The 26,871-nt window shown below is 62.7% G+C and carries 13 protein-coding genes and 1 pseudogene; 5 read left to right on the top strand and 9 right to left on the bottom strand.

Features of this window, described 5'->3' with window-relative positions:
• A partial coding sequence (ligD, locus tag Q8N40_RS23360; RefSeq protein WP_305713477.1) for a DNA ligase D occupies nucleotides 1-1,539 on the top strand: 1,539 nt, incomplete at its 5' end.
• A gap of 104 nt (nucleotides 1,540-1,643) precedes the next feature.
• On the opposite strand, the gene Q8N40_RS23355 is transcribed toward ligD, so the two are convergent.
• The gene (locus Q8N40_RS23355) at nucleotides 1,644-1,808 is read right to left on the bottom strand and encodes a DUF3309 family protein (protein WP_305319394.1); all 165 of its coding nucleotides are present in this window, start codon (nucleotides 1,806-1,808) and stop codon (nucleotides 1,644-1,646) included.
• A 165-nt stretch (nucleotides 1,809-1,973) separates the two neighbouring features.
• On the opposite strand from Q8N40_RS23355, the gene Q8N40_RS23350 reads away from it, so the two are divergent.
• Nucleotides 1,974-2,285, top strand: a complete 312-nt coding sequence (locus Q8N40_RS23350) for a polyhydroxyalkanoic acid system family protein (protein WP_305319395.1) — start codon at nucleotides 1,974-1,976, stop codon at nucleotides 2,283-2,285.
• 189 nt (nucleotides 2,286-2,474) lie between these two features.
• Here Q8N40_RS23350 and treY read toward each other — a convergent pair whose 3' ends face one another.
• The 6 genes from treY to Q8N40_RS23320 are packed head-to-tail and all read right to left on the bottom strand — an operon-like array spanning nucleotide 2,475 to nucleotide 16,516.
• Complete coding sequence (gene treY / locus Q8N40_RS23345; RefSeq protein WP_305713476.1) at nucleotides 2,475-5,267, bottom strand: malto-oligosyltrehalose synthase; 2,793 nt, start codon at nucleotides 5,265-5,267, stop codon at nucleotides 2,475-2,477.
• On the bottom strand, nucleotides 5,264-7,033 hold the full coding sequence (treZ, locus tag Q8N40_RS23340; protein ID WP_305713475.1) for a malto-oligosyltrehalose trehalohydrolase: 1,770 nt from the start codon (nucleotides 7,031-7,033) through the stop codon (nucleotides 5,264-5,266). Before treZ ends, treY begins: the two co-directional genes overlap by 4 nt.
• Nucleotides 7,030-9,105, bottom strand: coding sequence for a glycogen debranching protein GlgX (gene glgX / locus Q8N40_RS23335; RefSeq protein ID WP_305713474.1), 2,076 nt, complete (start codon nucleotides 9,103-9,105; stop codon nucleotides 7,030-7,032). The genes treZ and glgX overlap by 4 nt, the downstream gene beginning before the upstream one ends.
• Nucleotides 9,106-9,108: 3 nt before the next feature.
• The gene (gene glgB, locus Q8N40_RS23330; protein WP_305713473.1) at nucleotides 9,109-11,256 is read right to left on the bottom strand and encodes a 1,4-alpha-glucan branching protein GlgB; all 2,148 of its coding nucleotides are present in this window, start codon (nucleotides 11,254-11,256) and stop codon (nucleotides 9,109-9,111) included.
• Nucleotides 11,253-14,558, bottom strand: coding sequence for a maltose alpha-D-glucosyltransferase (treS, locus tag Q8N40_RS23325; RefSeq protein WP_305713472.1), 3,306 nt, complete (start codon nucleotides 14,556-14,558; stop codon nucleotides 11,253-11,255). Before treS ends, glgB begins: the two co-directional genes overlap by 4 nt.
• Nucleotides 14,559-14,566: 8 nt before the next feature.
• Complete coding sequence (locus tag Q8N40_RS23320; protein ID WP_305320090.1) at nucleotides 14,567-16,516, bottom strand: alpha-1,4-glucan--maltose-1-phosphate maltosyltransferase; 1,950 nt, start codon at nucleotides 16,514-16,516, stop codon at nucleotides 14,567-14,569.
• A gap of 200 nt (nucleotides 16,517-16,716) precedes the next feature.
• Between Q8N40_RS23320 and malQ the strand changes: the two genes are divergently transcribed.
• From malQ to Q8N40_RS23305, 3 genes are all read left to right on the top strand, one after another.
• The gene (malQ, locus tag Q8N40_RS23315) at nucleotides 16,717-18,666 is read left to right on the top strand and encodes a 4-alpha-glucanotransferase (protein ID WP_305320092.1); all 1,950 of its coding nucleotides are present in this window, start codon (nucleotides 16,717-16,719) and stop codon (nucleotides 18,664-18,666) included.
• A 26-nt stretch (nucleotides 18,667-18,692) separates the two neighbouring features.
• Nucleotides 18,693-20,495, top strand: a complete 1,803-nt coding sequence (locus tag Q8N40_RS23310) for a glycoside hydrolase family 15 protein (protein ID WP_305713471.1) — start codon at nucleotides 18,693-18,695, stop codon at nucleotides 20,493-20,495.
• 522 nt (nucleotides 20,496-21,017) lie between these two features.
• Complete coding sequence (locus Q8N40_RS23305; RefSeq protein WP_305713470.1) at nucleotides 21,018-24,038, top strand: adenylate/guanylate cyclase domain-containing protein; 3,021 nt, start codon at nucleotides 21,018-21,020, stop codon at nucleotides 24,036-24,038.
• A gap of 22 nt (nucleotides 24,039-24,060) precedes the next feature.
• Here Q8N40_RS23305 and Q8N40_RS23300 read toward each other — a convergent pair whose 3' ends face one another.
• Together Q8N40_RS23300 and Q8N40_RS23295 are read right to left on the bottom strand one after the other, a co-directional pair.
• Complete coding sequence (locus Q8N40_RS23300) at nucleotides 24,061-25,467, bottom strand: peroxidase (protein ID WP_305713469.1); 1,407 nt, start codon at nucleotides 25,465-25,467, stop codon at nucleotides 24,061-24,063.
• A gap of 10 nt (nucleotides 25,468-25,477) precedes the next feature.
• Nucleotides 25,478-26,871, bottom strand: a pseudogene (locus Q8N40_RS23295) (hypothetical protein); the annotation flags it as partial.

The following is a 26,871-nucleotide window of genomic DNA, read 5'->3' as shown; positions in this document are numbered from 1 at the left end:
GAGCGGAAGGAGCGTTTGAAGAAGCTGCTGGAGGCCTGCAAAGGCAAGAGCAATCTGATCCGCTATGTCGAGCATTTCGAGAGCGGCGGCGACGCCATCCTGCAATCGGCCTGCAAGCTGTCGCTGGAGGGCATCGTTTCGAAGAAGCTGAGCGCGCCCTATCGCTCTGGCCGCTCCGATAACTGGACCAAGGCCAAATGCCGGGCCGGACATGAAGTGGTGCTGGGCGGCTGGAAAACCACCAACGGCAAATTCCGCTCGCTGATGGCCGGCGTCTATCGCGGCGATCATCTCGCCTTTGTCGGCATGGTCGGCACCGGCTTCGGGCAGGATACGGTGCGGCGGATCATGCCGGCGCTCAAGGCGGCAGCCTCGGACAAGAGCCCGTTCGGCGGCAAGAACGCGCCGAAAAAAACCCGCGACGTGCATTGGCTGAAACCCGAACTCGTCGCCGAAATCGAGTTCGCCGGCTGGACCGGCGACGGCAATATACGGCAGGCCGCGTTCAAGGGGCTGCGCCAGGACAAGCCCGCCGCTGAGGTGGAGGCGGAAAAGCCGGCCCTGACCAAAATCGCCAGGCCAACCGCAAAAGCCGGCAAGGCAAAGGCACGACCGGCCTCGGGCTCGGCAAAATCCGCCGAGGTGATGGGCGTCGTTATTTCAAAACCCGACAAGGAGCTGTGGCCGGATGCCGGCGACGGCGAGGGCGTGACAAAACTCGATCTCGCCCGCTATTTCGAGGCGGTGGGCGACTGGATGATCGGCCATATCAAGGGGCGGCCGTGCTCGGTGGTGCGTGCGCCCGATGGCATCGGCGGCGAGACCTTTTTTCAGCGCCACGCGATGCCGGGAACGTCGAACCTGCTGGAACTGGTGAAAGTTTCCGGCGACCGCAAACCCTATCTGCAGATCGACCGGGTCGAGGGTCTGGCCGCAGTGGCGCAGCTCGGCGGCCTCGAACTGCATCCGTGGAATTGCGCGCCTGATGCCCCCGACGTGCCGGGACGGCTGGTGTTCGATCTCGACCCCGCGCCGGAAGTCGAGTTTTCGGATGTCATCGAGGCCGCCAGGGAAATGCGGCAGCGGTTGAAGGATCTCGGCATGGAAAGCTTTTGCAAGACCACCGGCGGCAAGGGCCTGCATGTGGTGACGCCGCTAGCCTACGGTGCCGCGGACAGGGTGACGTGGAAAGAAGCCAAGGCGTTTGCGCAGGGCGTTTGCCAATGGATGGCCGATGAAGCGCCCGAGCGCTATCTGGTCAACATGTCGAAGAAGCTGCGCCAGGGAAGAATTTTTCTCGACTATCTCCGCAACGACCGGATGGCGACCGCCGTAGCCGTGCTGTCGCCGCGGGCGCGCGACGGCGCCACCGTCTCGATGCCGCTGACCTGGCCGCAGCTGCGCGGTGACCTCGACCCGAAGCGCTACACCGTGCGCACCGTCGCGGCGCTGCTGGCGAAGACAAAGGCGTGGGATGGCTATGATGACGCGGCGTCGTCGATCAAATCCGCGATCAGGAAGCTGGCGGGGAAAACTTAGCGGGTCATTCCGGGGCGCGCATAGCGCGCACCCGGAATTCCGTAGCACAATCTCTGGATCCGGGTTCGCGGGTTTTCACGCGCGCCCGGAACGACGAGACCGACTTACAGCTTCCCCATCAATAGCAGGATCAGCAGGATGACGATGACGAGGCCGAGGCCGCCGCCGCCGTAGTAGCCGGTGCCGTAGAACGGGCCGCCGCCGATGCCGCTGAAGCCTCCGAGCAGGGCGATAACGAGAATAATGAGAATGATCGTACCGAGTGACATGGGTATCTCCTCCAGCCCGGCAGTGGGCACCTGTTGCTCTGCCTTCAGCCGGAAAAACGAACTGGAACTCATAAAGTTCCACAATTGAAACCGCAAAATCGCTTCGCTCTTCCTTTGGAGCAATGCGGAATTACATGCATTTGGTTCAGCTGGAGGATTTGAAGAATGTCCGCACCGCTCGTGGTTTCGATTCCGCATCGCCTCGGCCGCGAAGAGGCAACCCGCCGTCTCAAGACGGGATTGACGCGGGCTGCGTCGAGCGTCCCTGTGCTGAAAGTCGATGAGGAGAGATGGGAGCAGGATCGCATGATCTTCCGCATCCGCGCGCTCGGGCAGGCGGCATCAGGCCATCTCGATGTCGCGGACGATCATGTCAGGCTGGAGGTTTCCTTGCCCTGGCTGCTGCAGCGATTTGCCGAAGCGGCGCAGGTCGCGATCAGGAATCGTGGCAATCTGCTGTTGGGCAAGAAAGGATGATGCATTGCGATGGATATCGCATCGCAACATCAAAGAATCTCGCCTGGTCCATTCTCGTAAACTTGTCGGTAACCGAACAGGCGGAAGATTCGATCTTGCGGGAGAAGGGAACCGACTCACATCGGCACGACATCCGCAAGGCCGTCCGGCCGTCGATCCCGGGCGGCCTTCCGCGTTTTGAGACAGGTGTCAGGCGCGTCCGCGCTTTCGCGCCGGTTTCAGGGAGCCCTCGAACCTGGCCTTCAGCACCGCGACCGGCAACTGACCGAACAGCTTGGAAAGACGCAGCTCCGTCGGGCCTCTGGCCATGCCCTCAAGCGTATAACCCTTCAGATCCAGGGCGCCGTCAAAGGCTTCTCCGCGTGGCCATGCCCGGCCGCCCTGCGAGAAGGCGGCGAACGATTTCGCGACCGCAACGATCACTGCGTCGCCGCCCCGTCGCCGCGCAAAGGCGATGACATGGTCGCGGTGCGGACCGCTGACTTCGAGCGGCTGGTAATCGCCTTGCGCGAACAGTTCGGCAAGTTCGGTTCGCTGCTTCAGCAGCCGGCGGGTCCAGGCGAGCTTGATATGGCCATCAGGCCAATGCTGCGCGAGGTCGGCCCAATCCGGATTTTCCAGCGAGGGAAGCAGCGCGGCGCGCGCGGCGAAATCCACCGGCCGCCGGTTATCGGGATCGACCAGCGACAGATCCCAGAACTCGGTGCCCTGATAGAAATCCGGCACACCCGGCATCGTCGCCTTCATTGTGATCTGGCTCAGCGAATTCAGCGCCCCCAACAGGGCAACGCGCCTGGCCAGCGTCTCCATCGAATCCAGGAATTCAGACGAGGCGGCTGGGTCCAGAATCCGCTCGATGAAGGTCCGCAATCCCGCTTCATATGCCTGGTTGGGATTCAGCCAGCTGGTTTCCTGCTTGCCCTCGCGCGCCGCCTTCAGCGCATAGGCCTGCATCCGCTCTGCAAATGTCGTGTCGGGCTCATTCACCGGCCATGCACCGAGCAGCGCCTGATAGAGCATGTATTCGAACGCAGCCGACGGCGCCCGCATCTCGCCCTCGATCACCAGATGCGGCGCGTTCAGGATCTTCCAGCGTCCGACCGCGCTGGTCCATTCGCCGGGTATTTCAGTCAGCGCCATGATCCGCGCCCGCGCGTCCTCGCCGCGCTTGGTGTCGTGCGTCGCGGTCGCGGTCATGCCGTGCGGCCATTCGTCGGCGCGGGTCCGCATCATGTCGTGAAAGGTGTCGACCGAAATCGCCCTGGCGGAGGGATCGCCGCCGACCTCGTTGAGCGCGAGCAGGCGGTGGTAGCGGTAGAACGCGGTGTCCTCCAGCGACTTCGCCATCAGCGGGCCGGTGAACTGCTGCACCTTCAAGGCGAAGCGACGCACGCGCGGCGCGCCGTGCGCGGGCCCGCCCGGGCGGAGCAGGTCCATGGTCAGCGCGTCGCGCAGAAAATCGAAGATGCCGTCGTCTGCGGCGAACCAGTCCGCGCGCGCCTTCTTGATGGTCGCCGCAATCAGCGCGCGGTCATGCGGCGACGGCGCAGCCGACGTCAGATAGGTGCGATAGACCGGAAAATGCAGCACATAGAGTTCGAACGCCTGCCGCAGGCTGTCGGCGGAATAGTCGCGGGTGGAATAATGTCCGCCGGCGATCCGCGCCAGCAGCCGCGTCAGCACCGTGAATTCGCTGGCCAGCAGGGTTTCGAGCACCCGCCGCTTGGCATCCTTGAGCAGCGGCTCCAGCTTCGGCGAGGTATTGCTGACCTGCCGCCATATCTCGTCGAGCGGATCGAGGCCGCTGTCGTCGACCAGCACCTGGGTGATGACATTCATCCACTCATACCCCGTGGTGCCATGCACGCCGGAGAACGGATGCAGCTTTTCGCCTTCGCCGAGAATTTTCTCGATCACCAGGTAGAAGGGTTTGGCATCATTGCCCTGGGCATCGCGGATCAGCCGGCGCAGGCGCTGGAAATATTGCGCGGGATCGCGCAGCCCGTCGATGTGATCGAGGCGCAGGCCCTGCAGCCGGCCGTCCGCGATCAGCGCTTTGACCAGCAGGTGGATCGCCTCGAACGTGCCGGCGTCCTCGACGCGAAGTCCGGCCAGCGTGTTGACGTCGAAGAAGCGGCGGTAGTTGATGTCGCTGGAGGCCAGCCGCCAGTGGCCGAGCTTGTAGTGCTGGCGCTCCAGCAGATGATGCAGCGCCAGAACCTGCGCAGGCCGGTCCGGCCCCGCCCGGTAGGCGTCCAGCCCGCGCGCGATCAGGTCGGCGGCGCCTTCGATGGCGTTCAACTCGGCCTTGAAGGCGGGAGCTTCCTTGCGGTTGGGATGGCGCAATCCCTTGTAGCGCGCCGCCAGCGCCAGAATGCGCTCTCCCGCGGCGCTATCTTCGGCGCCGGCTTCTTTCACGACGGTGCGCAGGATCTCGCTGTAGCGCTCGGGCGCGATCGGCAGCCGGTGCTCGAAATACCAGCCGGAGAAGCTGCCTTCGTCCGGATCGTAGCGCAGCTCGATCTCGCCGCTCTCCAGTGCCTGGCCGTAGGACGAGCCGATCACCGGCAACAGCACGCCGCCGCGGGCCCGGTAGGGCAGCTGATCCCAGTCGATATCGAACGAGACCGCGTGCGGCGAGGCCGGGCCCCATTCCAGCACGTCGAGCCACCATGGATTGTCGGCGAAATGCACGCCGACATGGTTGGGAACGAAATCGAGGATCAGGCCGATGTCGTGCCGCCGCAGCGCCTCGCTCAGTCGCCCGAAGCCGGCCTCGCCGCCGAGCTCGGGATTGAGCCGGGTGTGGTCGACGATGTCGTAGCCGTGAGTCGAGCCCTTGCGCGACTTCATGAAGGGGGAGGCATAGAGATGGCTGATGCCGAGTGCCTTCAGGTAGGGGATCACGGCGGCCGCGGCGTCGAAATTGAAATCGGCGGAGAGCTGCAGGCGGTAGGTCGCGATCGGGATGGCGGCCGTCATGACCGTGCATCCAGACGCCAGAACACCGACCACGGCGGCAGCGGACCGGCGATCTCGCCGCCCCAGATCGGTATGCCCATCGGTTTGATTTCCGGTGCGGGAATTTCGTCGTTCGACAGGTTGGCGGCAAGCCGGAGCATGACGCCATCGCCCATGCGCCAATTCGCCGTCAGCATGCCATTTTCCGTCGCATGCGCTGCGCCGAACGCCGCGCCGGCAAGCCGCGGCATGATTTTTTCGCGGCGGATCGTAAGCAGCTCCCGCACCAGCGCCAGCCGCCGGCACCCGCTCGCGCTGTCGCGTGAATCCCAATCGAGTACCGCGGATTGCGCGGTCGATGATTCCAGGGGATCGGGGACGTCGGCGCCATGTTCGGCATAGGCGCCGGCAAATTCCCTGCGCCGGCCCTGGCGCACGGCCTCGGCGAGTTCGCCTTCGAAATCGCAGAAGAACGGGAACGGCGCCTTCGAGCCCCATTCCTCGCCCATGAACAGCATCGGCACCATCGGTGCCAGCAGCAAAATCGCCAGCGCGCCCTCGATCGCCATGGGCTTGGCAATGCTTTCGAGCCGGTCACCGAGCGCGCGGTTACCGATCTGGTCGTGGTTTTGCAGGAAATTGACGAAGGCGGTCGGGGTGAGCGTGCCGCTGGGCTCGCCGCGTAATTGTCCGCCGCGATGCGCGGAGGGCTCGCCCTGATAGACGAAGCCTGACGCCAGCGCCCGCGCGATGTCTTGCAACGGCGATTGCGCGTAGTCGCTGTAATAGCCGTGACGTTCGCCGGTCAGCAGCACGTGCCAGGCATGATGGTAATCATCGTTCCACTGCGCGCGGTAGCTGCCGCGGTGCGGATCCTGCTCGGCATCCAGCACGCCTGCAATGTTGTCGTCATTCTCCAGTACCAGATGGATGTGCCGGCCGGTTTCGACCGCGAGGTCGCCGACGGCGCGGCTGAGATCATGCAGCATCGAGACTTCGCCGAGTTGCGGAATCGCATGCACCGCATCCAGCCGCAGCCCGTCGAAGCGGTACTCGTGCAGCCAGTACACCGCGTTGTCGATCGCGAAGGCGCGCACTTGCGGCACCTGGTAGTCGATCGCGCTGCCCCAGGGCGTCTGCGCCTCGGTGAAGAAGCCGGGCGCATATCGGCCGTGGTAGTTTCCCTCGGGACCGAAATGGTTATAGACCACGTCGAGAAACACCATCAGTCCGCGCAGATGCGCCCCGTCGATCAGCGCCTTGAGGTCGTCGGGGCGTCCATAATGGCCGTCGGGCGCGTACCACAGCACGCCGTCATAACCCCAGTTGCGCGATCCCGCGAAATCCGCCAGCGGCATCAGTTCCAGCGCGGTGATCCCGGTCGCCACCAGATGATCGAGCCTTTCGATCATGGCGCGGTAAGTGCCGTCAGGCGTGAAGGTGCCGACATGGCTCTCGAGCAGCACGGTGTCCTGCCACGGGCGGCCGCGCCAGTCGGCCGCGCGCCAGCGGTAAGCGCCGTGATCGATCAACTCGCTCGGGCCCTTGATATCGTCGGGCTGAAACGCCGAGGCCGGATCCGGCACGTCGATCTCGTCGTCGATGCGGAAGTTGTAGCGCGCGCCGGCCTTGACGCCGGCGATATCGGCGGAAAACCAGCCGTCTTCGCCGCGCTGCATCGCGTGAGGTCTATCCAGCAGCAGGTCGACACGTTTCGCCGCCGGCGCCCACAGCCGAAAGCAGGCGCCGTCCGTTGTCAGCCTTGCGCCGAATTGCCGCTCATTCATGCCGAACCCGCAAAGGCGAGGACCGAGCGGGGAGATGCCTTCATCTCGCTTCTCGACGCGAAGTCCGCGACCTCCTGCTTAACGTCCGCGGTGTTCAATAGTTGCTGCCAGCTCTTGTATTCCGGCATGTCCGGCAGTTTGAACGTGATCTCCTCGGGGGCGGCGTTCAGCACGATGAAGATCGGCTGCTGTCCCTCTCCGGCAGGTCCGAGCACATAGGCGAGAAACCGGCCTTCCGGAAAATTCCAGTCCGCCTCCTTCATCTCGTCGGCGGCGGGCGTCAGCCACAATACGCCATACGTACCGTCAGCTCGCCGGCCATCGAGCCAGCGGAGCGAGCGGATCTGCGGAAACCGTTTGCGCAATTCCGTCATGTAGCCGATGAAGTCGGTGAGATCGTCGCCCTCGCGGCCGAGGCCTTCCCAGCCGACCCAGCCGATCTCGTTATCCTGGCAATAGGCGTTGTTGTTGCCGTTCTGGGTGTTGCCGACCTCGTCGCCCGCCAGGATCAGCGGCAGGCCTTGGGCCAGCAGCAGGCACGCCAACTGGTTTTTCCGAAGCTGGCGGCGCAGCGCCACGATTGTGGCATCGTCGGTCGGGCCCTCATGGCCGCAATTGCTGCTGAGGTTGTCGCTGGTGCCGTCGCGATTGTCCTCGCCATTGGCTTCATTGCGCTTCGCGTTGTAGCTGAACAGATCCGCCAGCGTGAAGCCGTCATGCACGGTGATGTGGTTGATCCCGGCGCGCTGGGTGCGGCCGTCGTGGTTGAACAGGTCGGACGAGCCGGTCATGCGGCGCGATACTTCGCCGATCAGGCTGCCTTCGCCGCCCCAGTAGCGCCGCATCGCGCTGCGATAGCGGTCGTTCCACTCTGACCATTGCGAGGGAAACGCGCCGACCTGGTAGCCGCCCATGCCGAGATCCCATGGCTCGGCCACCAGCTTCACCGAGGCCAGTACCGGGTCCTGGCGGATCGCGGTCAGAAAGGAAGCGTTGCGGTCGTACCCGTTCGGCCCGCGCGCCAGCGTGGTCGCGAGATCGAAGCGGAAGCCGTCGACATGGCAGACCTCGACCCAGTAGCGCAGCGAATCCATCACCATCTGCAGCACGCGCGGATGGGTGAGGTTGACCGAGCTGCCGCAGCCGGTGAAGTCGTCGTAGAACCGCGGATTGTCCGGCATCAGCCAGTAGTAGGACGCATTGTCGATGCCGCGGAACGACAGCGTCGGGCCCAGATGGTTGCCCTCGGCGGTGTGATTGTAGACGACGTCGAGTATCACCTCGATGCCGGCGTCGTGCAGCCGCGCCACCGTGGTGCGGAAGGCGTCGAGCGGGTTGTCCTGCGAATAGCGCGCTTCGGGCGCGAAGAACGACAGCGTGTTGTAGCCCCAGTAGTTCACCAGCTTCTTTTCGACCAGCGTTCGATCATCGACAAAACCGTGGATCGGAAGCAGTTCGATGGTGGTGACGCCGAGTCGCTTGAGATGTTCGATCATCGCCGGCGACGACAGCCCGCCATAGGTGCCGCGCAGGCCAGGCGGCACGTCCTCCCGCTTCTGGGTCAGGCCCTTGACGTGCGCCTCGTAGATGATGGTGTCTTCCCAGGGGATATTGGGCCGCACTTCGCGGCGGCCCCAGTTGAAGGTCTCGTCGACCACGACGGCCTTCGGCATGCCGCGCGCATTGTCGCGGCGGTCGAACGACAGGTCCTCGCGGGCGCTGCCGGTGCGATAGGCGAAATGCGCATCGCTCCATACCAGCCGGCCCGCCGTTCGCCTCGCATAGGGATCGATCAGCAGCTTGTTGGCGTTGAAGCGATGGCCATGCTCGGGTTCATACGGCCCGTGGACGCGATAACCATAGAGCTGGCCCGGCGACACGTCGTTCAGATAGCCATGCCAGACATCCTCGGTACGTTCCGGCAATTCGATGCGTTCGAGTTCGCGGCGTCCCTGGCTGTCGAACAGGCACAGCTCGACCTTCTGCGCATTGGCCGAGAACAGCGCAAAATTGGTGCCCCGGCCGTCCCAGCTTGCACCGAGGCGTGAGGACGTTCCGGCGGTCAATCGCATGCGTCAGCTTTCCGGTACGAGAAATATCGCGGCCAGTGGGGGAATGGTGAGATTGAGTTCGGGGACGAGGCCTTCCGACGTCTCGACCTCGCCGACGTTCCCGACATTGCCGCCGCCATAATGCGCGGAGTCCGAATTGAACACCTCGCGCCATCTGCCGGCGAACGGCACGCGGACGCGGTAGTTGTGGTAGACGTTGGGCGAAAAATTGACGACGACGAGGCAGCGCGCGCGGGCTTCGTTGCCCTTGCGGATGAAGCCGAACACATTGCCGGCGGCGTCGTCGGTCACCACCCATTCGAATCCCGCGGGATCGCAATCCAGCTGGTGCAGCGCCGGCAAGCTCGCATAGAGCTTGTTCAGGTCGCGGATCAGGCTGTGGATGCCGCCGTGCTTCTTCTGTTCGAGCAGGTGCCAGTCGAGCGCGCGGTCGTGGTTCCACTCCCGTTCCTGACCGAACTCGCAGCCCATGAACATCAGCTTCTTGCCGGGATGGGCGAACATGAAGGAATAATAGGCGCGCAGATTGGCAAAGCGCTGCCAGTCGTCGCCGGGCATCCGCCCCAGCAGCGAGCGTTTGCCGTGGACGACCTCGTCATGCGACAGCGGCAGGATGAAGTTTTCCGAGAAGGCATAGTGCAGGCCGAACAGGATGTCGCCGTGATGATGCTTGCGGTGGATCGGATCCTTGGCGATGTAACTCAGCGTGTCGTGCATCCAGCCCATATTCCATTTGTAGCCGAAGCCGAGCCCGCCATATTCTACCGGCCGCGACACCTGCGGCCATGCGGTTGATTCCTCCGCCGTCGTGGTGGCCTGCGGAAAGCGGGCGTACAGTTCGGTGTTGAAGCGGCGCAGGAAGTCGACAGCCTCGAGATTTTCCCGGCCGCCATACTTGTTCGGGATCCAGCCGCCGGCGGGGCGGCTGTAGTCGAGATACAGCATCGAGGCCACCGCATCGACGCGCAGGCCGTCGATGGCGTAGCGCTCCAGCCAGAACAGGGCGTTGGACACCAGGAAATTGACCACTTCGGTGCGGCCGTAATTGTAGATCAGCGTGCCCCAGTCCATATGCCGGCCCTGCAGCGGGTTGGCATGTTCGTAGAGCGCGGTGCCGTCGAAATTGGCAAGGCCGTGCGGATCGTCGGGGAAATGCCCGGGCACCCAGTCCAGCAACACGCCAATGCCTTCGCGATGGAAGGCATCGATCAGCGCGGAAAAATCCGCCGGCGTTCCGAACCGGCTGGTCGGCGCGTACATGCCGGTGGGCTGATAGCCCCATGAGCCGTCGAACGGATGCTCGCTGACGGGCAGGAACTCGACATGGGTGAAGCCGAGATCGCGCACGTAGTGCGGCAGCTGCTCGGCGAGTTCGCGGTAGCTCAGCCATTCATTGTCGTTCTTGCGCCGCCACGAGCCGAGATGGACCTCGTAGATCGACATCGGCGCGTCAAGCGCATTGATATTGGCCGGCGCCGGGCGCGGACGCGGCAGCTTTGAATCGTCGAATACGATCGAAGCGCTGCTCGGACGGATTTCCGCGGCAAATGCCATCGGGTCGGATTTCAGCGGCAGCTGCTCGCCCCGCGGTCCGATGATGTCGAACTTGTAATGATCGCCCGCGGTGGCATGGGGCACGAACAGCTCCCAATATCCGGCGCCGCGCACCCGCATCGGATGGCGCCGCGGATTCCAGAAGTTGAAATCGCCGACCACGCTGACCCGCCTGGCGTTGGGGGCGAGCACCACGAAGGCGACGCCGGGAACGCCGTCCATCATCATCGGGTGGGCGCCAAGCTTGTCGTAGATGCGCTGATGGGTGCCTTCGCCGAGCAGATAGAGATCGAACTCGCTCAGCACGGGCGGAAAGCGATAGGGATCGTCGAGTTCGACCACGGTGTCGCCGAACCGGGCGCGCAGCTGATAGCGCGTGGAGCCATTCGGCATCGCGCCGACGAAAAGCCCGGCGTCATGAATCCGCGCGAGCTTGGCGATTTCGCCGTGTTCGCCGACCGCCTCGACATTGGAGGCCTCGGGGAGGAAGGCGCGCACGACCTTGCCGTCACCCTCGGCGTGCAGGCCGAGATAGTGGAAGGGGTCGGAGTGCCGGCCTTCGACGATCGCATAGGCCTCGGCGGACAGTTTGGTCATGAGGCCTCGTTGGGTTGTTGGGACAGGATACGAAGCGCGCCGGTCAGCGGGACGCGCAGCCAGTCGGGCCGGTGGGCGATTTCGTATTCGATCTCATAGATGGCCTTCTCGAGCAGGAAGAAGTTCAGAATCTGCTCGCTCGCCTGCGGTGCGGCGGACCACAGCCGCGGGTTGGTCATGGTTTCGCGATAGGCTGCCAGGAACGCCGCCGAAGCGCGATCGCGCCATTCCGACAGCGCCGCGCCGAGCTTGCCCTGTTCGTCGGGCGCCACATTGAGCGCGCGCTCCAGTGCGGCGGTTGCCGAATAGTCGATCGAGCGGATCAGGCCGGCGACATCGCGCGCCGCCGGGGCCTTGCGGCGGCGATCGGCCAGGCTGCGGCGGGGCTCGCCCTCGAAATCGATGATGAAGACGTCGTCCTTGGCGATCAGCATCTGTCCGAGGTGGAAATCTCCGTGGTGACGGATGTTGAGGCCGCCGATATCCGGCGGCAGCATTGCGCCGATCCGTTGCTTCAGGTTCGCGCGCTGCGCCAGCAATTGATCGACCAGCACGCGATCGGATTCGCGTACCGAGGATCGGCGTTGCTGCAAGGCTTCGCAGACGCGCTCGGCGCGGTCGATGCTTTCCTGCGCCCACAGCCGCACGTGTTCGGGCCCGATCGGCTCCGGCGTAAAGTCGGCCAGTTCGCCGCTGCCGGCCAGTGCCAGATGCATCTCGGCCACGCGCCGTCCGGTCTGCGACATGTAGCGAAGATAGGGGACCTGTTCCTCGCTCTCGCCGGGATGCTCGCTCGCCGCCAGCAGGCGCTGTTCCTCGACAAAGCGGTCGAGATAGGCGGAAGTCACGGTCCAGGCGTCGCCCTGATTCTGCACGAAGGCGTGGACGACGGCGACCGCGCTGGTCTGGTCGCCTTCAACCAGTTCGACGCTGCCGAGCAGCGCCGGAGTATTGGCGAAGGCCGCGACTTCGGTCAGGAAGCGGCCGAGTTCGATCTCCGGATTGATACCGGGCTCGAGCTTGCGATAGATCTTGGCGACGTAATCGTTGTCTACCAGCGCGGTAGAGTTGGATTGCTCGGTCTCGACGGCGCGGATATGCACCGGCGGCTTGTACGGCTGTTCGAGAAGCCTGGCGGTCGGCCGGAATTCGAGGCGTACGCCTTCCTGTTCATCGACAACAAGGGAGTCGCGCAGATTGCGCAGCAGCAGCGCGATAAAGATCTGGTCGGTGGCGACGTCCAGCAGCGTGCCTTCGCGCGCGCCCTGGCGCACCGCCGCAAAGGCGCGGGGGTTGTAGCGCTCACGGTCGAAACGAACCCACTCGATCTGCATCGGCAGCACGTAGCGCGAGCTTTCGCCATGTTCGGTGGTGGCCTCGAAAAAGGCCAGCCATGGCCGGTTGTCGCCGATGTCGCAGAACGGCACCGCCGAGGTTACGGTCGGGCGGATCTCCGGCGCCGAACGTTCCGGATACCAGCGGGTTCGCGCCAGATAGTTCGGCAGCACGTCGCGTTCGAACACGCCGCGGGTGCGGGCCAGCGACATCCATGTGGCGCCGAGCGGCACTACCAGGGTTTCGAATTCAGGCACCACGGTCGGCTCGACCGGCTCCGACTTGTCGCGCTCCCTGAGCTGGAACCAGTAGAATCCGTACGGCGCCAGCGTGATCATGTAGGGCAGTTCGCCGATCGGCGGGAAGCGGGTGCGGCCCAGCATCTCCAGCGGGATGCGGCCCTTCCAGGCCGACAGATCGAGTTCGGTCGCCTGCGCGGAGCGCGACAGATTGGCGACGCAGAGAATGACTTCGTCCTGGTACTGGCGCACGTAACACAGCACCGAGCGGTTGACCGGACGGATGAAGGTCATGGTGCCGCGGCCGAACGCCAGCGTGGACTTGCGCACCGAGATCAGCCGCTTGGTGGCGCTGAGCAACGAGGACAGGCTGCGCGACTGCGCCTCGACATTCACCGACTCATAGCCGTAGACCGGATCCATGATGGTGGGTGCGTAGAGCCGTGCGGGATCGGCGCGGGAGAAGCCGCCATTGCGGTCCGGCGACCATTGCATCGGCGTGCGAACGCCGTTGCGGTCGCCGAGATAAATGTTGTCGCCCATGCCGATTTCGTCGCCGTAATAGATGATCGGCGTGCCCGGAAACGAAAGCAGCAGCGAGTTCATCAGTTCGATCTTGCGCCGGTCATTGTCCATCAGCGGCGCCAGCCGCCGCCGGATGCCGACATTGATGCGCGCGCGCGGATCGTTGGCATAGGTCGACCACAGATAATCGCGCTCGACGTCGGTGACCATTTCCAGCGTCAGTTCGTCGTGGTTGCGAAGAAACAGCGCCCATTGGCAATTGGCCGGGATATCCGGGGTCTGACGCAGGATGTCGGTGATCGGAAAGCGGTCTTCCTGGGCGATCGCCATGTAGATCCGCGGCATCAGCGGAAAATGATAGGCCATCTGGCATTCGTCGCCGCGACCGAAATATTCCTGCACATCCTCTGGCCACTGGTTGGCTTCCGCCAAGAGCACCTTGCCCTTGGCATAGGCGTCGAGCTCGGCGCGCAGTTTCCTGATGATGGTGTGGGTCTCGGGCAGATTCTCGTTATTGGTACCGTCGCGCTCGCACAGATAGGGAATGGCGTCGAGACGGAAGCCGTCGACGCCGGTATCGAGCCAGCGCTTCATCACCTGCACCAGCGCGCTGACGACGCGCGGATTGTCGAAATTCAGGTCCGGCTGATGGGAGAAGAAGCGGTGCCAGTAGAACTGGCCGGCTTCCGGATCCCAGGTCCAGTTCGATTTCTCGGTGTCGGTGAAGATGATGCGTGTGCCCTGATATTTCTGGTCGGTGTCGCTCCAGACGTACCAGTTGCGCGCGCTCGATTTCGGATCGCTGCGGCGGGCGCGCTTGAACCAGTCGTGCTGATCCGAAGTGTGATTGATGACGAGCTCGGTGATCACGCGCAGGCCGCGGGCCTTGGCCTCGGCGATGAAGCGCTTGAAATCCTTCATGGTCCCGAAATCGGGATTGATGGCGCCGTAATCGGCGATGTCGTAGCCGTCGTCGCGGCCGGGCGAGGGGTAGAACGGCAGCAGCCAGAGTGCGGTGACGCCGAGCTCCTGCAGATAGCCGAGCTTCTCCGTCAGTCCGGCAAAATCGCCGATGCCGTCATTGTTGCTGTCGGCAAAGGCCTTGACGTGCAGCTGATAGATGATGGCGTCCTTGTACCACAGCTCGTCGCTCACATCCTTGACGGGCAGTTCCCTGGCATCGATCGACGACATCACGTTCATGGCGCGCCTCACGCCAGGCAACGGAAGAGTATGGCGGGATCGCGCATCGGGTCGATCCGCAGCCGGATGCCACCCCATTCGACCGGGTATCGCTCGCCGGTCATCAGGTTTTCCACCGCGGCGACGTTGCGGCGATCGCCGGGCATGCCGACCTGGATATCGCCCAGCGGCAGCCAGAATTCATGGACGTCGCGCGACAGCGCGATGGCGGCGATGACACTGTTGGTCTGATTGACCGATTCCTTGACGAAGGCGATGATGTTGTTGTCCTCGACTGGGAGAAAATAGAGATTGCTGGTCTGCTGCAGCGCCGCGTTGTCGCGGCGCGCGCGGTTGAGATCGCGGAGGTACGGCTTGATGTTGCCGGGCTTGTCCCAGTCCCGCACCTTGATTTCGTACTTTTCGGAATCGAGATACTCTTCCTTGCCGGGAATCGGCTCGTGCTCCAGCAGTTCGAACCCGCTGTAGACGCCGTAGGTGCTCGACAGCGTGGCGGCAAGCGCCGCGCGCGACTTGAACATCCAGGTCTCGCCGCTCTGCAGATGGTAGGGCAGGATATCGGGCGTATTGACGAAGAAATTGGGGCGATAGTAATCGCGCTCGGGATAGCCGGTCAGTTCGTTCAGATACTGCTCCAGTTCCCATTTCTCGGTCCGCCAGGTGAAGTAGGTATAGGACTGGGTGAAGCCGAGCTTGGCGAGCCCCTTCATCAGCTTCGGCCGCGTGAAGGCTTCGGCGAGAAAGATCGTGCCGGGATGTAGCAGCTGGACCTCATGGATCAGCCATTCCCAGAACCGGAACGGCTTGGTGTGGGGATTGTCGACCCGGAAGATGCTGACGCCCTGATCGATCCAGAACAGGATGACGTCGCGCAACGCGTTCCACAATGCGCCGGCGTCCTCGGAACCAAAATCGGGATTGACGATGTCTTCGTATTTCTTGGGCGGGTTCTCCGCATAGCGCATCGATCCGTCCGGCCGCTTCCTGAACCATTGCGGATGGTCCTTGAGCCACGGATGGTCGGGCGAACACTGCACCGCGATGTCGAGCGCGACTTCCATGTTGAGCGTTTTGCATGCCGCAACGAAGCCGCGAAAATCCTCCAGCGTGCCCAGTTCCGGGTGCACCGCGTCGTGGCCGCCGTCGGCGGAGCCGATGGCGTAGGGGCTGCCGGGATCGCCTTCCGCCGCCGTCACCGCGTTGTTGCGGCCCTTGCGGTTGACCCGGCCGATCGGGTGGATCGGCGTCAGATAGACCACGTCAAATCCCATCGCCGCGATATCGGGCAGCCGCGCGATGCAATCCTGGAAGGTGCCGTGCTGGCCGGGATTGACGCCCTGGCTGCGCGGCATCATTTCGTACCACGCGCCGTGGCGGGCGCGGGGCCGGTCCGCCACGAACGGAAACAGCCGCGAGCGCGTCAGGTCGGGCCGCAACTGGCTCTCGGCCATCGCGGTCTTCAGTTCTTCGGTCAACAGCGGCGCGGCGTCGCCGGTCTGCAGAAAATCCTCGCACTGCCGCAGGATCACGGCGGCCGCGGCCTGTCCGCTGGCCCGTGCCTTGGTCAGCAGGCCCGCGCCTTCGATGGCATCGAGGGTGAGATCGGCGCCGGCCTTGTGCTTCAGTTCGAAGCCGTGCCGCCAGGTGGCGAATTCGTCGGTCCAGGTCTCGATGGCATAGACATAGCGGCCGGGGGCGTCGGGCACGAACGAGCCGCCCCAGCGGTCGTTGGTGTGGTGGGTCATCGGCGCGCGGCGCCATTCGCGGTCCTGCTCGCGCCGCCAGACCAGCTCGGCGGCGACCACTTCATGGCCGTCGCGATAGATATCCGCCCAGACCTCGACTCGCTCGCCGACGATGCGCTTCACAGGGAAGCGGCCACCGTCGATCTGCGGGAAAACGTCCTCGATATGGAAAGCGCCACTGGCGCTCTCGACAGTTTGAGTTGTCTTGTTCACGGTGATGCCATTGCCATGGGAAAGACGCCCCGTTGCGGTTGCGGGACGCGGGATGTTCCGGACATATATACAAAGCCGTCCCCCGGACATTGGTTCCCGGGGAACGGCGGGGATGGCAGCGAGTTAACCACGGCTATCCTATTCCGAAATTTAGAGAATTTCGCGACATCTCGAGTTGTCGCGTGCAAACCCTGTGCCGAATGGACCTTTACGCCAGAGCCAGAGAGCTGGGCATCCAGACCGATTATATCGACGGTCAGGGCCACCGCCATGTGACGGATGCAGCCGCGCTGCAAATCATTCTCGATGCCCTGCCGGTTCGGATCTCCACCCGGTTGCTGGATCAGGCGGTGGTGGTGCGGTCGGGTCAACCCTCACGGACCGATCTCAGCCAGGCCACCGCGTTTCCGCTGCGCTGGAAAATCGTTGCGGGGGTTGAGGTTATCGCCGACGGCGAGGCCCATGACCGCACCATCGACTGGCCGGCGGATCTGCCAATCGGCTGCTGGCGGCTGCATCTGGCCGACGCCTCCGGCCACACCGAGCAATCCCCCTTCATCGTGGCGCCGCGGGCTTTCGCCGGCGATTTCGACCGCTGCTGGCTGCTGGCCGTGCAGCTCTATGGCATCCGATCGGCGCGCAACTGGGGGATCGGGGATTTCACCGACCTCGAAGGATTGATCGAACTCGCCGCCAGCCTGGGCGCCGACGGTGTCGGCCTCAATCCGCTGCATGCCTTGTTCGACGACCGCCCGGGCGATTGCAGCCCCTATTCTCCGAACAGCCGGCTGTTCTTGAACCCGCTTTATGTCGACGTCGAAAAGCTGCCGGGATTTGAACGAGCTATCGAAGACCAGAGCATGCTTCCGGTGCTGCGCGCGGACCCCACCGTCGATTATGCGGCCGTGGCCGAGCTGAAATGGCGCGCGCTGCGCTTTGCGTTCGACGTTTTCAAGGCTGGTTCCAAAGGCGAGCGCCAGCGAGACTTCGAGAAATTTTGTGCCGAGCGCGCGCCGCTGCTGTCGCGGTTCGCCTGTTTCGAGGTGCTGCGGCACAAATTGGGCAAGCCGTGGTGGGAATGGCCAGACGAATGGCGGCAGCCGGACGAAGCCAAATGCGCTTCCCTGCGCCAGGGGGAGGATGCCGCGGAAATCGAATTCGTCGAATTCGTGCAATGGACCGCCGACGGCCAGTTGCGGGCCTGCAAGGAACTCGCGGACCGGCTCGGCATGAAGGTCGGGCTTTATCTCGATGTCGCCGTCGGCGTGCAATGCGACGGATTCGACGCCTGGAACGAGCAAACGGCAATCTCGCGCCATCTCTCGGTCGGCGCGCCGCCGGATGCGCTCAACACCGCGGGCCAGAACTGGGGCCTCGCCGGCTTCAACGCCGCGGGCCTCGAACGGCAGTCGTTCGAGCCCTATCGCGAGATGCTGCGCGCCTCGATGCGCCACGCCGGCGCGATCCGGCTCGATCACGTGCTCGGCCTGAAGCGGCTTTATCTGGTGCCGCATGGTTTCGCCGCCGACAATGGCGTCTATGTGCAGATGCCGTTCGAGGCGCTGCTGGCCGCCACCGCGCAGGAAAGCACGCGGCATCGCTGCGTGGTGATCGGCGAGGATCTCGGCACCGTGCCGGAGGGATTTCGCGCGCAGATGGCGGAGTGGGGCATCTGGTCGTACCAGGTGATGATGTTCGAGCGCGACGACACGGGTTCGTTTCGCGGCGTCGACCATTATTCCGCCAATGCGCTGGTCACCTTCAACACCCACGATCTGTCGACCTATGCCGGCTGGCGTTCGTTCAGCGACCTCAAGCTGAAGCGCTCGATCGGGATCGATCCCGGCGAGAGCGACGACGCGCGTTGGCATGCGCTGACCATGCTGAGCGACGTGCTGCGCCACCACGCCATCGACGATCACGATCTCTATGCCGTGGCGGGTTTCCTGGCACGGACCAGATCCCGCCTGCTCGCGATCTCGCTGGAGGATCTCCTGGGCGTGATCGAACAGCCCAACATTCCCGGCACCGTCAACGAACATCCGAACTGGCGACAGCGGCTGCCGCTGACGATTGATGCCATGCCCGCCGCGATCGACGTTGCCGCGCTCAAGCGCGCGACGGCGGTGCGGTCGCGGGCGGCAGTCTAAGACACGGCAATTTCGGTGGTACCAGTTTGTCCTGCAAGATCGAAGATTACGGGCTGATCGGCGATTGCGAGACGGCGGCATTGGTCGGCCGCGACGGCTCGATCGACTGGCTGTGCTGGCCCGCCTTCGATTCCGATGCCTGCTTCGCAGCGCTGCTCGGCACGCCCCGCCATGGCCGCTGGTTCATTGCCCCAGCCGGAGAAGTGACGAGATCCTCCCGCCGCTATTGGGACAACACGCTGATCCTGGAGACGCGCTTCGAGACGGCCGACGGCACAGTCGCCCTGGTCGATTTCATGCCGCCGCGCGGCAGCGCCTCCGACGTCGTCAGGCTGGTGCGCGGCGTCAGCGGCCGGGTGAAGCTCGCAATGGAACTGGTAATTCGCTTCGGCTTCGGCGCCGATATTCCCTGGGTCAAGCGCACTGAAGATGGCGCGCTGCTGGCGATCGCCGGCCAGGACATGATGGTGCTGCGTACGCCGGTCGCGACCCGCGGCCAGGACATGATGACGGTAGCGGACTTCGAGGTCAGCGAAGGTGAGACGATCCCCTTCGTGATGGCCTACGGGCCGTCGCATTTGCCGGTGCCGCCACCGATCGATCCGGCACGGGCCCTGCGGGACACCGAGGACTTCTGGACCGAATGGTGCAGCCACTGCACCTATGAAGGCAACCACCGCGACCTGGTGATGCGATCGCTGATTACGCTGAAGGCGCTGACTTATGCGCCGACCGGCGGCATCGTGGCGGCGCCAACCACTTCGCTGCCGGAAAAGCTCGGGGGCCAGCGCAATTGGGACTACCGCTTCTGCTGGCTGCGCGACGCCACCTTCACGCTGCTGGCGCTGATCAATTCGGGCTACACCGCCGAAGCCTCTGCCTGGCACAACTGGCTGCTGCGCGCCGCGGCCGGCGCGCCCGCCAACATGCAGATCATGTACGGCATCATGGGCCAGCGCCGTCTGCTGGAATGGGAGGCGTCCTGGCTGCCGGGTTACGAGGGCGCCAAGCCGGTCCGGATCGGCAATGCCGCGCATGCGCAATTGCAACTCGATGTCTACGGCGAATTGATCGACGCCTTTCATCAGTGGCGAATCGCCAAACTGGAGCTCGACGACGGCACCTGGGACCTGGAATGCGCGGTACTCGAGCATCTGGAGAAGGTCTGGGACCAGCCGGACCATGGCATCTGGGAGCGGCGCGGCGCCGGCCAACATTACGTCTTCTCGAAGGTAATGGCCTGGGTGGCGTTCGATCGCGGCATCAAGAGCGCCGAAAAATTCGGCTTCAAGGCGCCGCTTGAGCGCTGGCGGAGCTTGCGCGATACGATCTGCCGTGACGTCTGCGAGAAGGGCTTTGACGCCACGCAGAACACCTTCGTGGAATCCTACGGCTCGCAGATACTCGACGCCAGCATCCTGCTGTTGCCGGCGGTGGGTTTCCTGCCCGCATCGGACCCGAGGATTCGCGGCACCATCGCGGCGGTCGAAGAGCACCTGATGCGGGACGGGTTCGTGCTGCGCCACGATCCCCGCGAGGTTTCGGAGGAAAAGCAGCCGATCGAAGGCGCTTTCCTCGCCTGCAGCCTCTGGCTCGCGGATGCGCATGTGCTGGCCGGCGATTTCGACAAGGCGCAGGCGCTGTTCGACCGGGTCGCGGCGATTGCGAACGACCTCGGGCTGCTGGCCGAAGAATATGATTCAGGCGAAGGCCGCCAGACCGGCAATTTCCCGCAGGCGCTGACCCATATCGCACTGATCAACACCGCGCATAACCTCAGTGCCGCCAACAAGCCGGCCGAGAAGCCGGCGGTGCAGCGGTCGGAGTAGGGCGCGGCCTCCAGGCGCGTAGCCAAATTCGAATGGCTCACATCCATCTCGGTGTTCGCGACGCCCGAGACGGGCCGGATAACGGACACGTTGCGGGCATTGAAAGTGACGCGAATGCCCCAGAGCGGACTTTCTTCCTGATTGCCGGCGACCGATCGTTAGCGCACTAACTGCCCCAGCCATTAACGGACAATGGTCGACTTTTCATAAGTTGTGTTACAGTGCATAGGCGTCTTGAGTTTAACGCGACCGTGACCTGGAGGGTCGACGCAATCTGCCGGTCTTGCGTCTCCCTGGCGCGTCTTGCTATCGGTATGGAACCGGTTACAGTTGCTCGTATCGCGAGGAAGGGTAACTGCCGTGGTCACGAAACGGCGCAATTTACCTGGCGAATTGGCGCGTCGGTGTAGCCATTGTGGCTTCGAAATCCGGCCCACCGCGAATTTTTGTGGCGGCTGTGGACGGTCCAGGGCCATTGGGACCGCCACGGATCACAATGCCCTCACTTTTCTGCAATCGAAGGTGCCGCCCCAACTGGCCGAGCGGATATTGCATTCCGGCGGCGCCATGTTCGGCGAACGCAAGCACGTCACGGTCTTGTTCGCCGATATCCGAGGGTCGACCGCGCTGATCGACCGGCTCGATCCGGAAGAGGCGCTCGAAATGCTCGGGCCGGTGCTTCAGGTGCTGATGGATGTGATTCATCAGCACGATGGATTTATGAACCAGGCCCGTGGGGACGGCGTCATGGCACTTTTCGGAGCGCCCATTGCGACCGAAGACCATGCCGTGCAGGCCTGTCGCGCGGCGATCGCCATGCAGGCCAGCATCCACGAACTGAATCGCAGGAAGACCAGCGATATCTCCCTGCGTGTTGGAATTAATTCCGGCCATGTCGTCGTCCATTCGATCGGCAGCAACCTGATAATGAATTATGATGCGGTTGGAAAAACCGTGCATCTGGCTGCCCGCATGGAAGAGCTCGCGGCGCCGAACGGGATCATGCTAACCGCTGCGACTCAAAGGCTCGCCAAGGGCTTCATCGTCGCGGAGCCGCGAGGCACTGTTGAGTTGAAAGGCGTGGCGGAGCCGGTCGAGGCTTTCGAGTTGGGCGGGATGCGCTCGACCACGCGCTGGCAAGCGCGGTCTTCGCAAGGCCTCAATGTGCTTGTGGGCCGGCAGGGAGAGCTCGACACGCTCAGGGGACTGCTGCGAAGAGCCGCGGGCGGGAATGGACAGGCGGTGAACGTCGTTGGCGCTGCGGGGTTCGGGAAATCGCGGCTGATTCACGACTTCGTCGGCGAGCTCCCCAGCGAGTGGATGGTGCTGGAAACCGCATGCGTTTCTCAGCACATCCAGTCCAGCTATTATCCGATCAGCGATCTAATCCGTCATATGTTCGGAATAGACATCGATGATACGCCCGACACCGTCGCAAGGCGAATAAAGGAGCAGATCGTTTCGCTTGACCCCACTCTGTCCACGTACCTTCCGGCAATTTCTTCTGTACTGGACATCAGTGTCGAGGACCAGGCATGGAAAAACCTGGAACCGACGGAAAAACGTCGAGAAATCGTCGAAGCGATAACGGCTCTGATCCTCTTTCAGGAGCGGCGGACGCCCCTGCTGATTATCGTCGAGGACGTCCATTGGATCGACAGCGAAACGAGGATCATTCTTCACAATATCCTGAGTCTGTTGCGTGGCTTGCGAATTTTCCTGGTCATGACGCAACGCCCGGAAGGCAATCTGGCGGACCCTGATCTCCTTCGCCTCGAATTGTCGGCGCTCGCCGAGGTGGCTTCACAAGAAATGCTCGATCGCCTTATTGGTCGGGATGTCACTCTGCAGTCGATAAGAAGCCGCATCGTCGCTAAAGCCCAGGGAAATCCCTTGTTTCTGGAAGAGCTGGTTCAGTCCCTCGCAGAGACAGGCAGCTTCGAGGGAGAGCCAGGAGATTATCGCCTCAGCAAGCCCGCCGGGCGGATCGAGATCCCGCAGACCATCCATACGGTCCTGGCTGCCCGCATTGATCGATTGGATGGATTGCCGAAGACCTTGTTGCAAACGGCTGCTGTGGTCGGAGCGGACGTTTCGATCGCGCTGCTCTCCGGAATGCTTGAGGTGCCGGCAAGCAAGATATCCGGACACCTCAAGCAGCTTGAGGAAGCGGACTTCCTCCGCAGGGTGAAGCGCGTCGGATCGGAGTATTCCTTCAAGCATGAGCTGATCCGCGAAGTTGCCTACGGAACAATGCTGCTGGGGACTCGCCGCTCGCTTCATGCCAAGGCGGTTGCTACGATCGAATCTCTCTTTGGCGACCGGCTCGATGAGCACATTGACCGGCTAGCCGATCATGCATTCTTGGCGGGGCTTTGGGAAAAGGCAGCGCCGTATCAGCTGCGGAGCTGTCGACGTGCTGTGAGGCGCGGCGCCAACCAGGACGCGATTGGCATCTATCACCGGGGATTGGAGACCCTGTCGCACTGGCCGGTCTCGGCGGCGAAAATCAGGGCTGAAATCGATTTCCGCCTCATCGTGGTAATTGCGCTGGAGCCCCTTGGTAAGCATCGTCTGATTGCCGATGTGCTGCGCGAGGCGCGGGAGCTGGACGACCCCTCCAACGATCCGATACGCAATGCCGCCGTCAATTGTCAGCTGGCGGTTGCTCTATGGAGAATTGGAGAGCACGACCATGCAATGGAGGCGGCCAAGGCTGCGAGCAACATCGCGCAGCGGATCGGCGACCCCGCGCTCAACTTTGCATCCCTGCACCACATCGGGATGGTGCTCCGCGAAACCGGAGCCTACAGAGACTCAATCGAGATGCACGAAAAGTGTTTCGCGTTCGAAAGTCCGGAGCTGGATGCCAGGCGCGCAGGTTGGGCCGCCTATCCAACCGTCATGGTTCGTACTTTTTTGGCCGATTCTCTGATCGAAATCGGGGAACTGGAACGAGCAGAAGTCATGGCCGATGAAGCCATCAGAAGGGCCGAGGATCATTTCTATTCGCGTCAGAATATTTCGCATGTCCTTGCCCGACTCCGGATTGCCCAGGGCCGGCATGTGGAAGCGTTGTCGATCCTGCGGGAGTGCTGGCAAACCTGCCTCGAACGCGGCATCGTCCAAATGTATCCGATACTCGCGGCGCGGATGGGAGAAGCGTATCTGGCGTTGGGCGATATCAAGGCCGCCACCGAAATTCTGGCCAAGCCGGAGCGGCTGGACATGCCACTTGGCGAAAACGCCTTTGGCTGGGGTTGGCTCTTCGTGACGCAGGGGCGTGCCTTCCTGGCGGTGGGCGATCACCCGCAGGCACGAATTTCAGGTCAGCGCGCCTTGGCGCTCGCGGTCGAGCGCAGCGAGCCTCCCCAACAGGCCTATGCGCTGAAATTGTTGGGAGATATATACCTGGCGAAAGGTGACCGGTCCGAAGCTCAGTCTTACCTTGAGCGGTCTCTGGAAATCGCAACCATGTGCGACATGCGGCCATTGATAGACCAATGTCATTCCGTCCTCGATCGAGCGTCGCGCGCCCTTTGAAAATCGTCACGCTTGTTGGAGATCAGGCGAAGGCGGCGATATCGTGCAGCGCCTGTATTCCAGGAAGAAAGAAATAGGCTCCGCCGCGGACTGTGACGAACGGCTTTGGACGATCGACGCGAAGGTTGGTCGGCCGGTTCTGAATCGTGATTCCGTCTCCATCAGGGAAATGACTGATTGGATCCGTTCCGGTATAGAGACCGTTGAAATGCCGGTTATTGATCCATGAATGCTGAATCAGCTCGAATTGCCCTGCGATATCGGCGTTCAGGGCAATGAAAAACATTCCTCTCTCCGCCTTGTCACTATTGCCATTTGCACCATTCGGTTCCCATCGTTCGCCATATGGCCGGCCGCGCCGGATGATGCGATGCATCTTTGAAAGATGCATCGCTGTTTCCGGATCGGGTCCGAGGGAGTCGCGCGGATTTGCGCGCCGGATGTGGGCTCCGATCGGGCACCTCAAGCCGGCACGGTCCTCGTACCAGTAAAGGAAATTGTTCTTAGCATCCTCCCCGCTTCCATTGGGCTTCTCGGCGACCAGCGGATCGCCGTTCTTCCACCGGCCGAGCAGGCGTGCGGCGACCCAGTCGTCGGTCTCACCTATTTTTCCAGCCACATCGCAAACAAAGGTGTTGAAGGCCGGGACATCCTGTTCGAGCTGGCGAAACACAAGGTATGTGCCGTTCCGCCTGATATCCCGATCATGCCCGTCGGTAACGCGCGCCTTGCGCTCGTTCTCGTAACCAAGCAGGAACTCGCCCGCCTTTATCTCGGCGCCCGGCTTGATCTCGGATTTCCCGTTCTTGGAATGGGCGTCTTTGCTCTTTTTCGGGCGGCCCTCGATCTTCGGCTGAGAAAGACCGTCCTTGAAGCCGAAGTGCTCCTTGTCTTCGTCAAGGAGTTGACCCCTTAATACGATTGGTTCGTCGTCGACAATGTCGGCCATTACCCTCATTTCGGCCTCGATCAGCTGATCAATTTCCGTCTCCTCCGCGAACAGCATGAGGAGGCCGTCGATATCGCGGGTGTCCTCATTCCAGCCGCCCCAATTCCAGTACTCTGGTGAGCTTGCTTCGAGGTCGCCAAGAACATTCGTCCGGCGAGGTATCGGCGCCCCCCGGGCTCGCGCGGGGGCCATTCCTTCGAGGAATTCGAACGAGAAAGAATTAAGCGTGGATTGGTCGACCCCGAGACGCCGCAAGCCAGAGGGCGTCAGCGCCAGATTTCTGGCGGGTTGCGTGTTGCTGCTGGGCCTGGGCTGGGATGGCGTCAGCCGCTTCGTAAGGTCGTAAAGCCACTTTCTGTTGCGCCGAAGATCATCGGATTGAAAACGCCACAACAGATAGGCCGAACGCTTGAGCTCTCGGTAACCGCTGAGGACGATACCTTGCACGTCATCCCATTCCACCTCATCTTTCTTGCCCATGATGGTCCCCTCAGAGGTTTTGAACGATAGCGTCGACCTCGCTCGAAGCGAGCGGCTTGGACAGGGATTGTCGAATAGCCGTGCTGGTGTTGATGTTCACCACGCTCAGCGTGTGATAGGCGCCATACCACACGATGGTCTCGATCTGGCTCTCCCGCACGTAAGCCTTGAACGGCTGCTCCGCCTGAGCGCCTATCCAGAAATAGAATCGAGTTTCGGGGAAGCTGCATCGCGCGCCTGCCTGACCTTCGACGAAGGTGTTCGTCCAGATGGCGTTCAGCCCCTTCACCGCCGCCATGTCGATGAACTCGTTCAGATAGCTGTTCCAGGCGCCTCCATAATTGTCGAGAAACAGCAGCCGTCGACCACTATCAATGAGAATCCAGCGGGCCGAGAGGATGGTCGGGATGTCGCCAAGCGTGCCGATATTGAACCAGAAGCGGGACAAGAGATTGATCAGGAACAGCGTGCCGCGCAACGCAATGCCATGGACAAAACCTGGTTTGACGAGCGTCAGGCTTGCAAGGTGGTTCTGGAAACGATTGTTGCCGCCTTCTTCCCGCGCGTATTTCTTCGCGTTTTCGGCGGATCTCGCTACCAGCGCTACGGGGTCGTCAAACTGCCGCTTGTCCACCAGTTCGCGTCCGTGCGCGACCAGCAGAAGCAAGACGCCAAGCGCGTACAAAATCACGACGCCGATCAAGCCGTGGGCTGCGATCAACAGCAACTGGTAGATAAGCTCGTTGGCACTTTCCTTGGCCATGAACGGATGCAGGTAACGGCTGATGATGAGGGCGCCGCAGGCGATGACCATCACCATCGCAAACCGGACAAGGTCGAGCCGCAGACGTCGCCAGTTTTCCTGCCGACCTTGAAGCTTCTTCACTTCAACCTCGATCTTCAGAGATGTTGCCAAGTATTGCAGGCAGACCAGCACGACTACCAGAAAGACAAGGAGGAAGAAAAGAATTAAATGCCCAAGCCACGTCGAGAGCCCGGTCGCAAGCGGCAACGTCCCCATGTCGGGAATGAGAGCCAGCAGAACCGCGCCAATGAGAAAGGCGAGTACGCCATAGCGCAAGATCACAGCGATGTGCAGCGGAACGCGCGTGATGAAGAATTGATCGCGCGGACGTTTGCTCGAGCTGGTGAAAACGAGTTCGATCGCACGGAGCGCGAGCCAGATCACAGCCAGTCCGATAGGGAGAAACAACTCCGACGGCAATCTCAACGGGAAGTTCGGGGCCAGGTGGATGGCCCAGTGTCTGGTAATCCGGTCCACCTCCTCGAAAGCGGACTTCAGCGAATCCAATAGCGGCTGGTGACCGTATGCCACAGCCACCCAGTCGCAGGCAGCGCCGATCAAGCAAGCCAGGGCCAAAGCCGCAATCACCACCGCTACCG

Source organism: Bradyrhizobium sp. (assembly GCF_030693485.1).
Lineage (GTDB): Bacteria > Pseudomonadota > Alphaproteobacteria > Rhizobiales > Xanthobacteraceae > Bradyrhizobium.
This window is presented reverse-complemented; position numbering and strand designations above follow the sequence as displayed.

What these genes read in the sequence shown, in the direction of transcription:
- Q8N40_RS23355 (WP_305319394.1), bottom strand. Translation starts at nt 1,808, where the DNA reads ATGTCACTCGGTACGATCATTCTCATTATTCTCGTTATCGCCCTGCTC.
- Q8N40_RS23350 (WP_305319395.1), top strand. Translation starts at nt 1,974, where the DNA reads ATGTCCGCACCGCTCGTGGTTTCGATTCCGCATCGCCTCGGCCGCGAA.
- treY (WP_305713476.1), bottom strand. Translation starts at nt 5,267, where the DNA reads ATGACGGCCGCCATCCCGATCGCGACCTACCGCCTGCAGCTCTCCGCC.
- treZ (WP_305713475.1), bottom strand. Translation starts at nt 7,033, where the DNA reads ATGAATGAGCGGCAATTCGGCGCAAGGCTGACAACGGACGGCGCCTGC.
- glgX (WP_305713474.1), bottom strand. Translation starts at nt 9,105, where the DNA reads ATGCGATTGACCGCCGGAACGTCCTCACGCCTCGGTGCAAGCTGGGAC.
- glgB (WP_305713473.1), bottom strand. Translation starts at nt 11,256, where the DNA reads ATGACCAAACTGTCCGCCGAGGCCTATGCGATCGTCGAAGGCCGGCAC.
- treS (WP_305713472.1), bottom strand. Translation starts at nt 14,558, where the DNA reads ATGAACGTGATGTCGTCGATCGATGCCAGGGAACTGCCCGTCAAGGAT.
- malQ (WP_305320092.1), top strand. Translation starts at nt 16,717, where the DNA reads ATGGACCTTTACGCCAGAGCCAGAGAGCTGGGCATCCAGACCGATTAT.
- Q8N40_RS23300 (WP_305713469.1), bottom strand. Translation starts at nt 25,467, where the DNA reads ATGGGCAAGAAAGATGAGGTGGAATGGGATGACGTGCAAGGTATCGTC.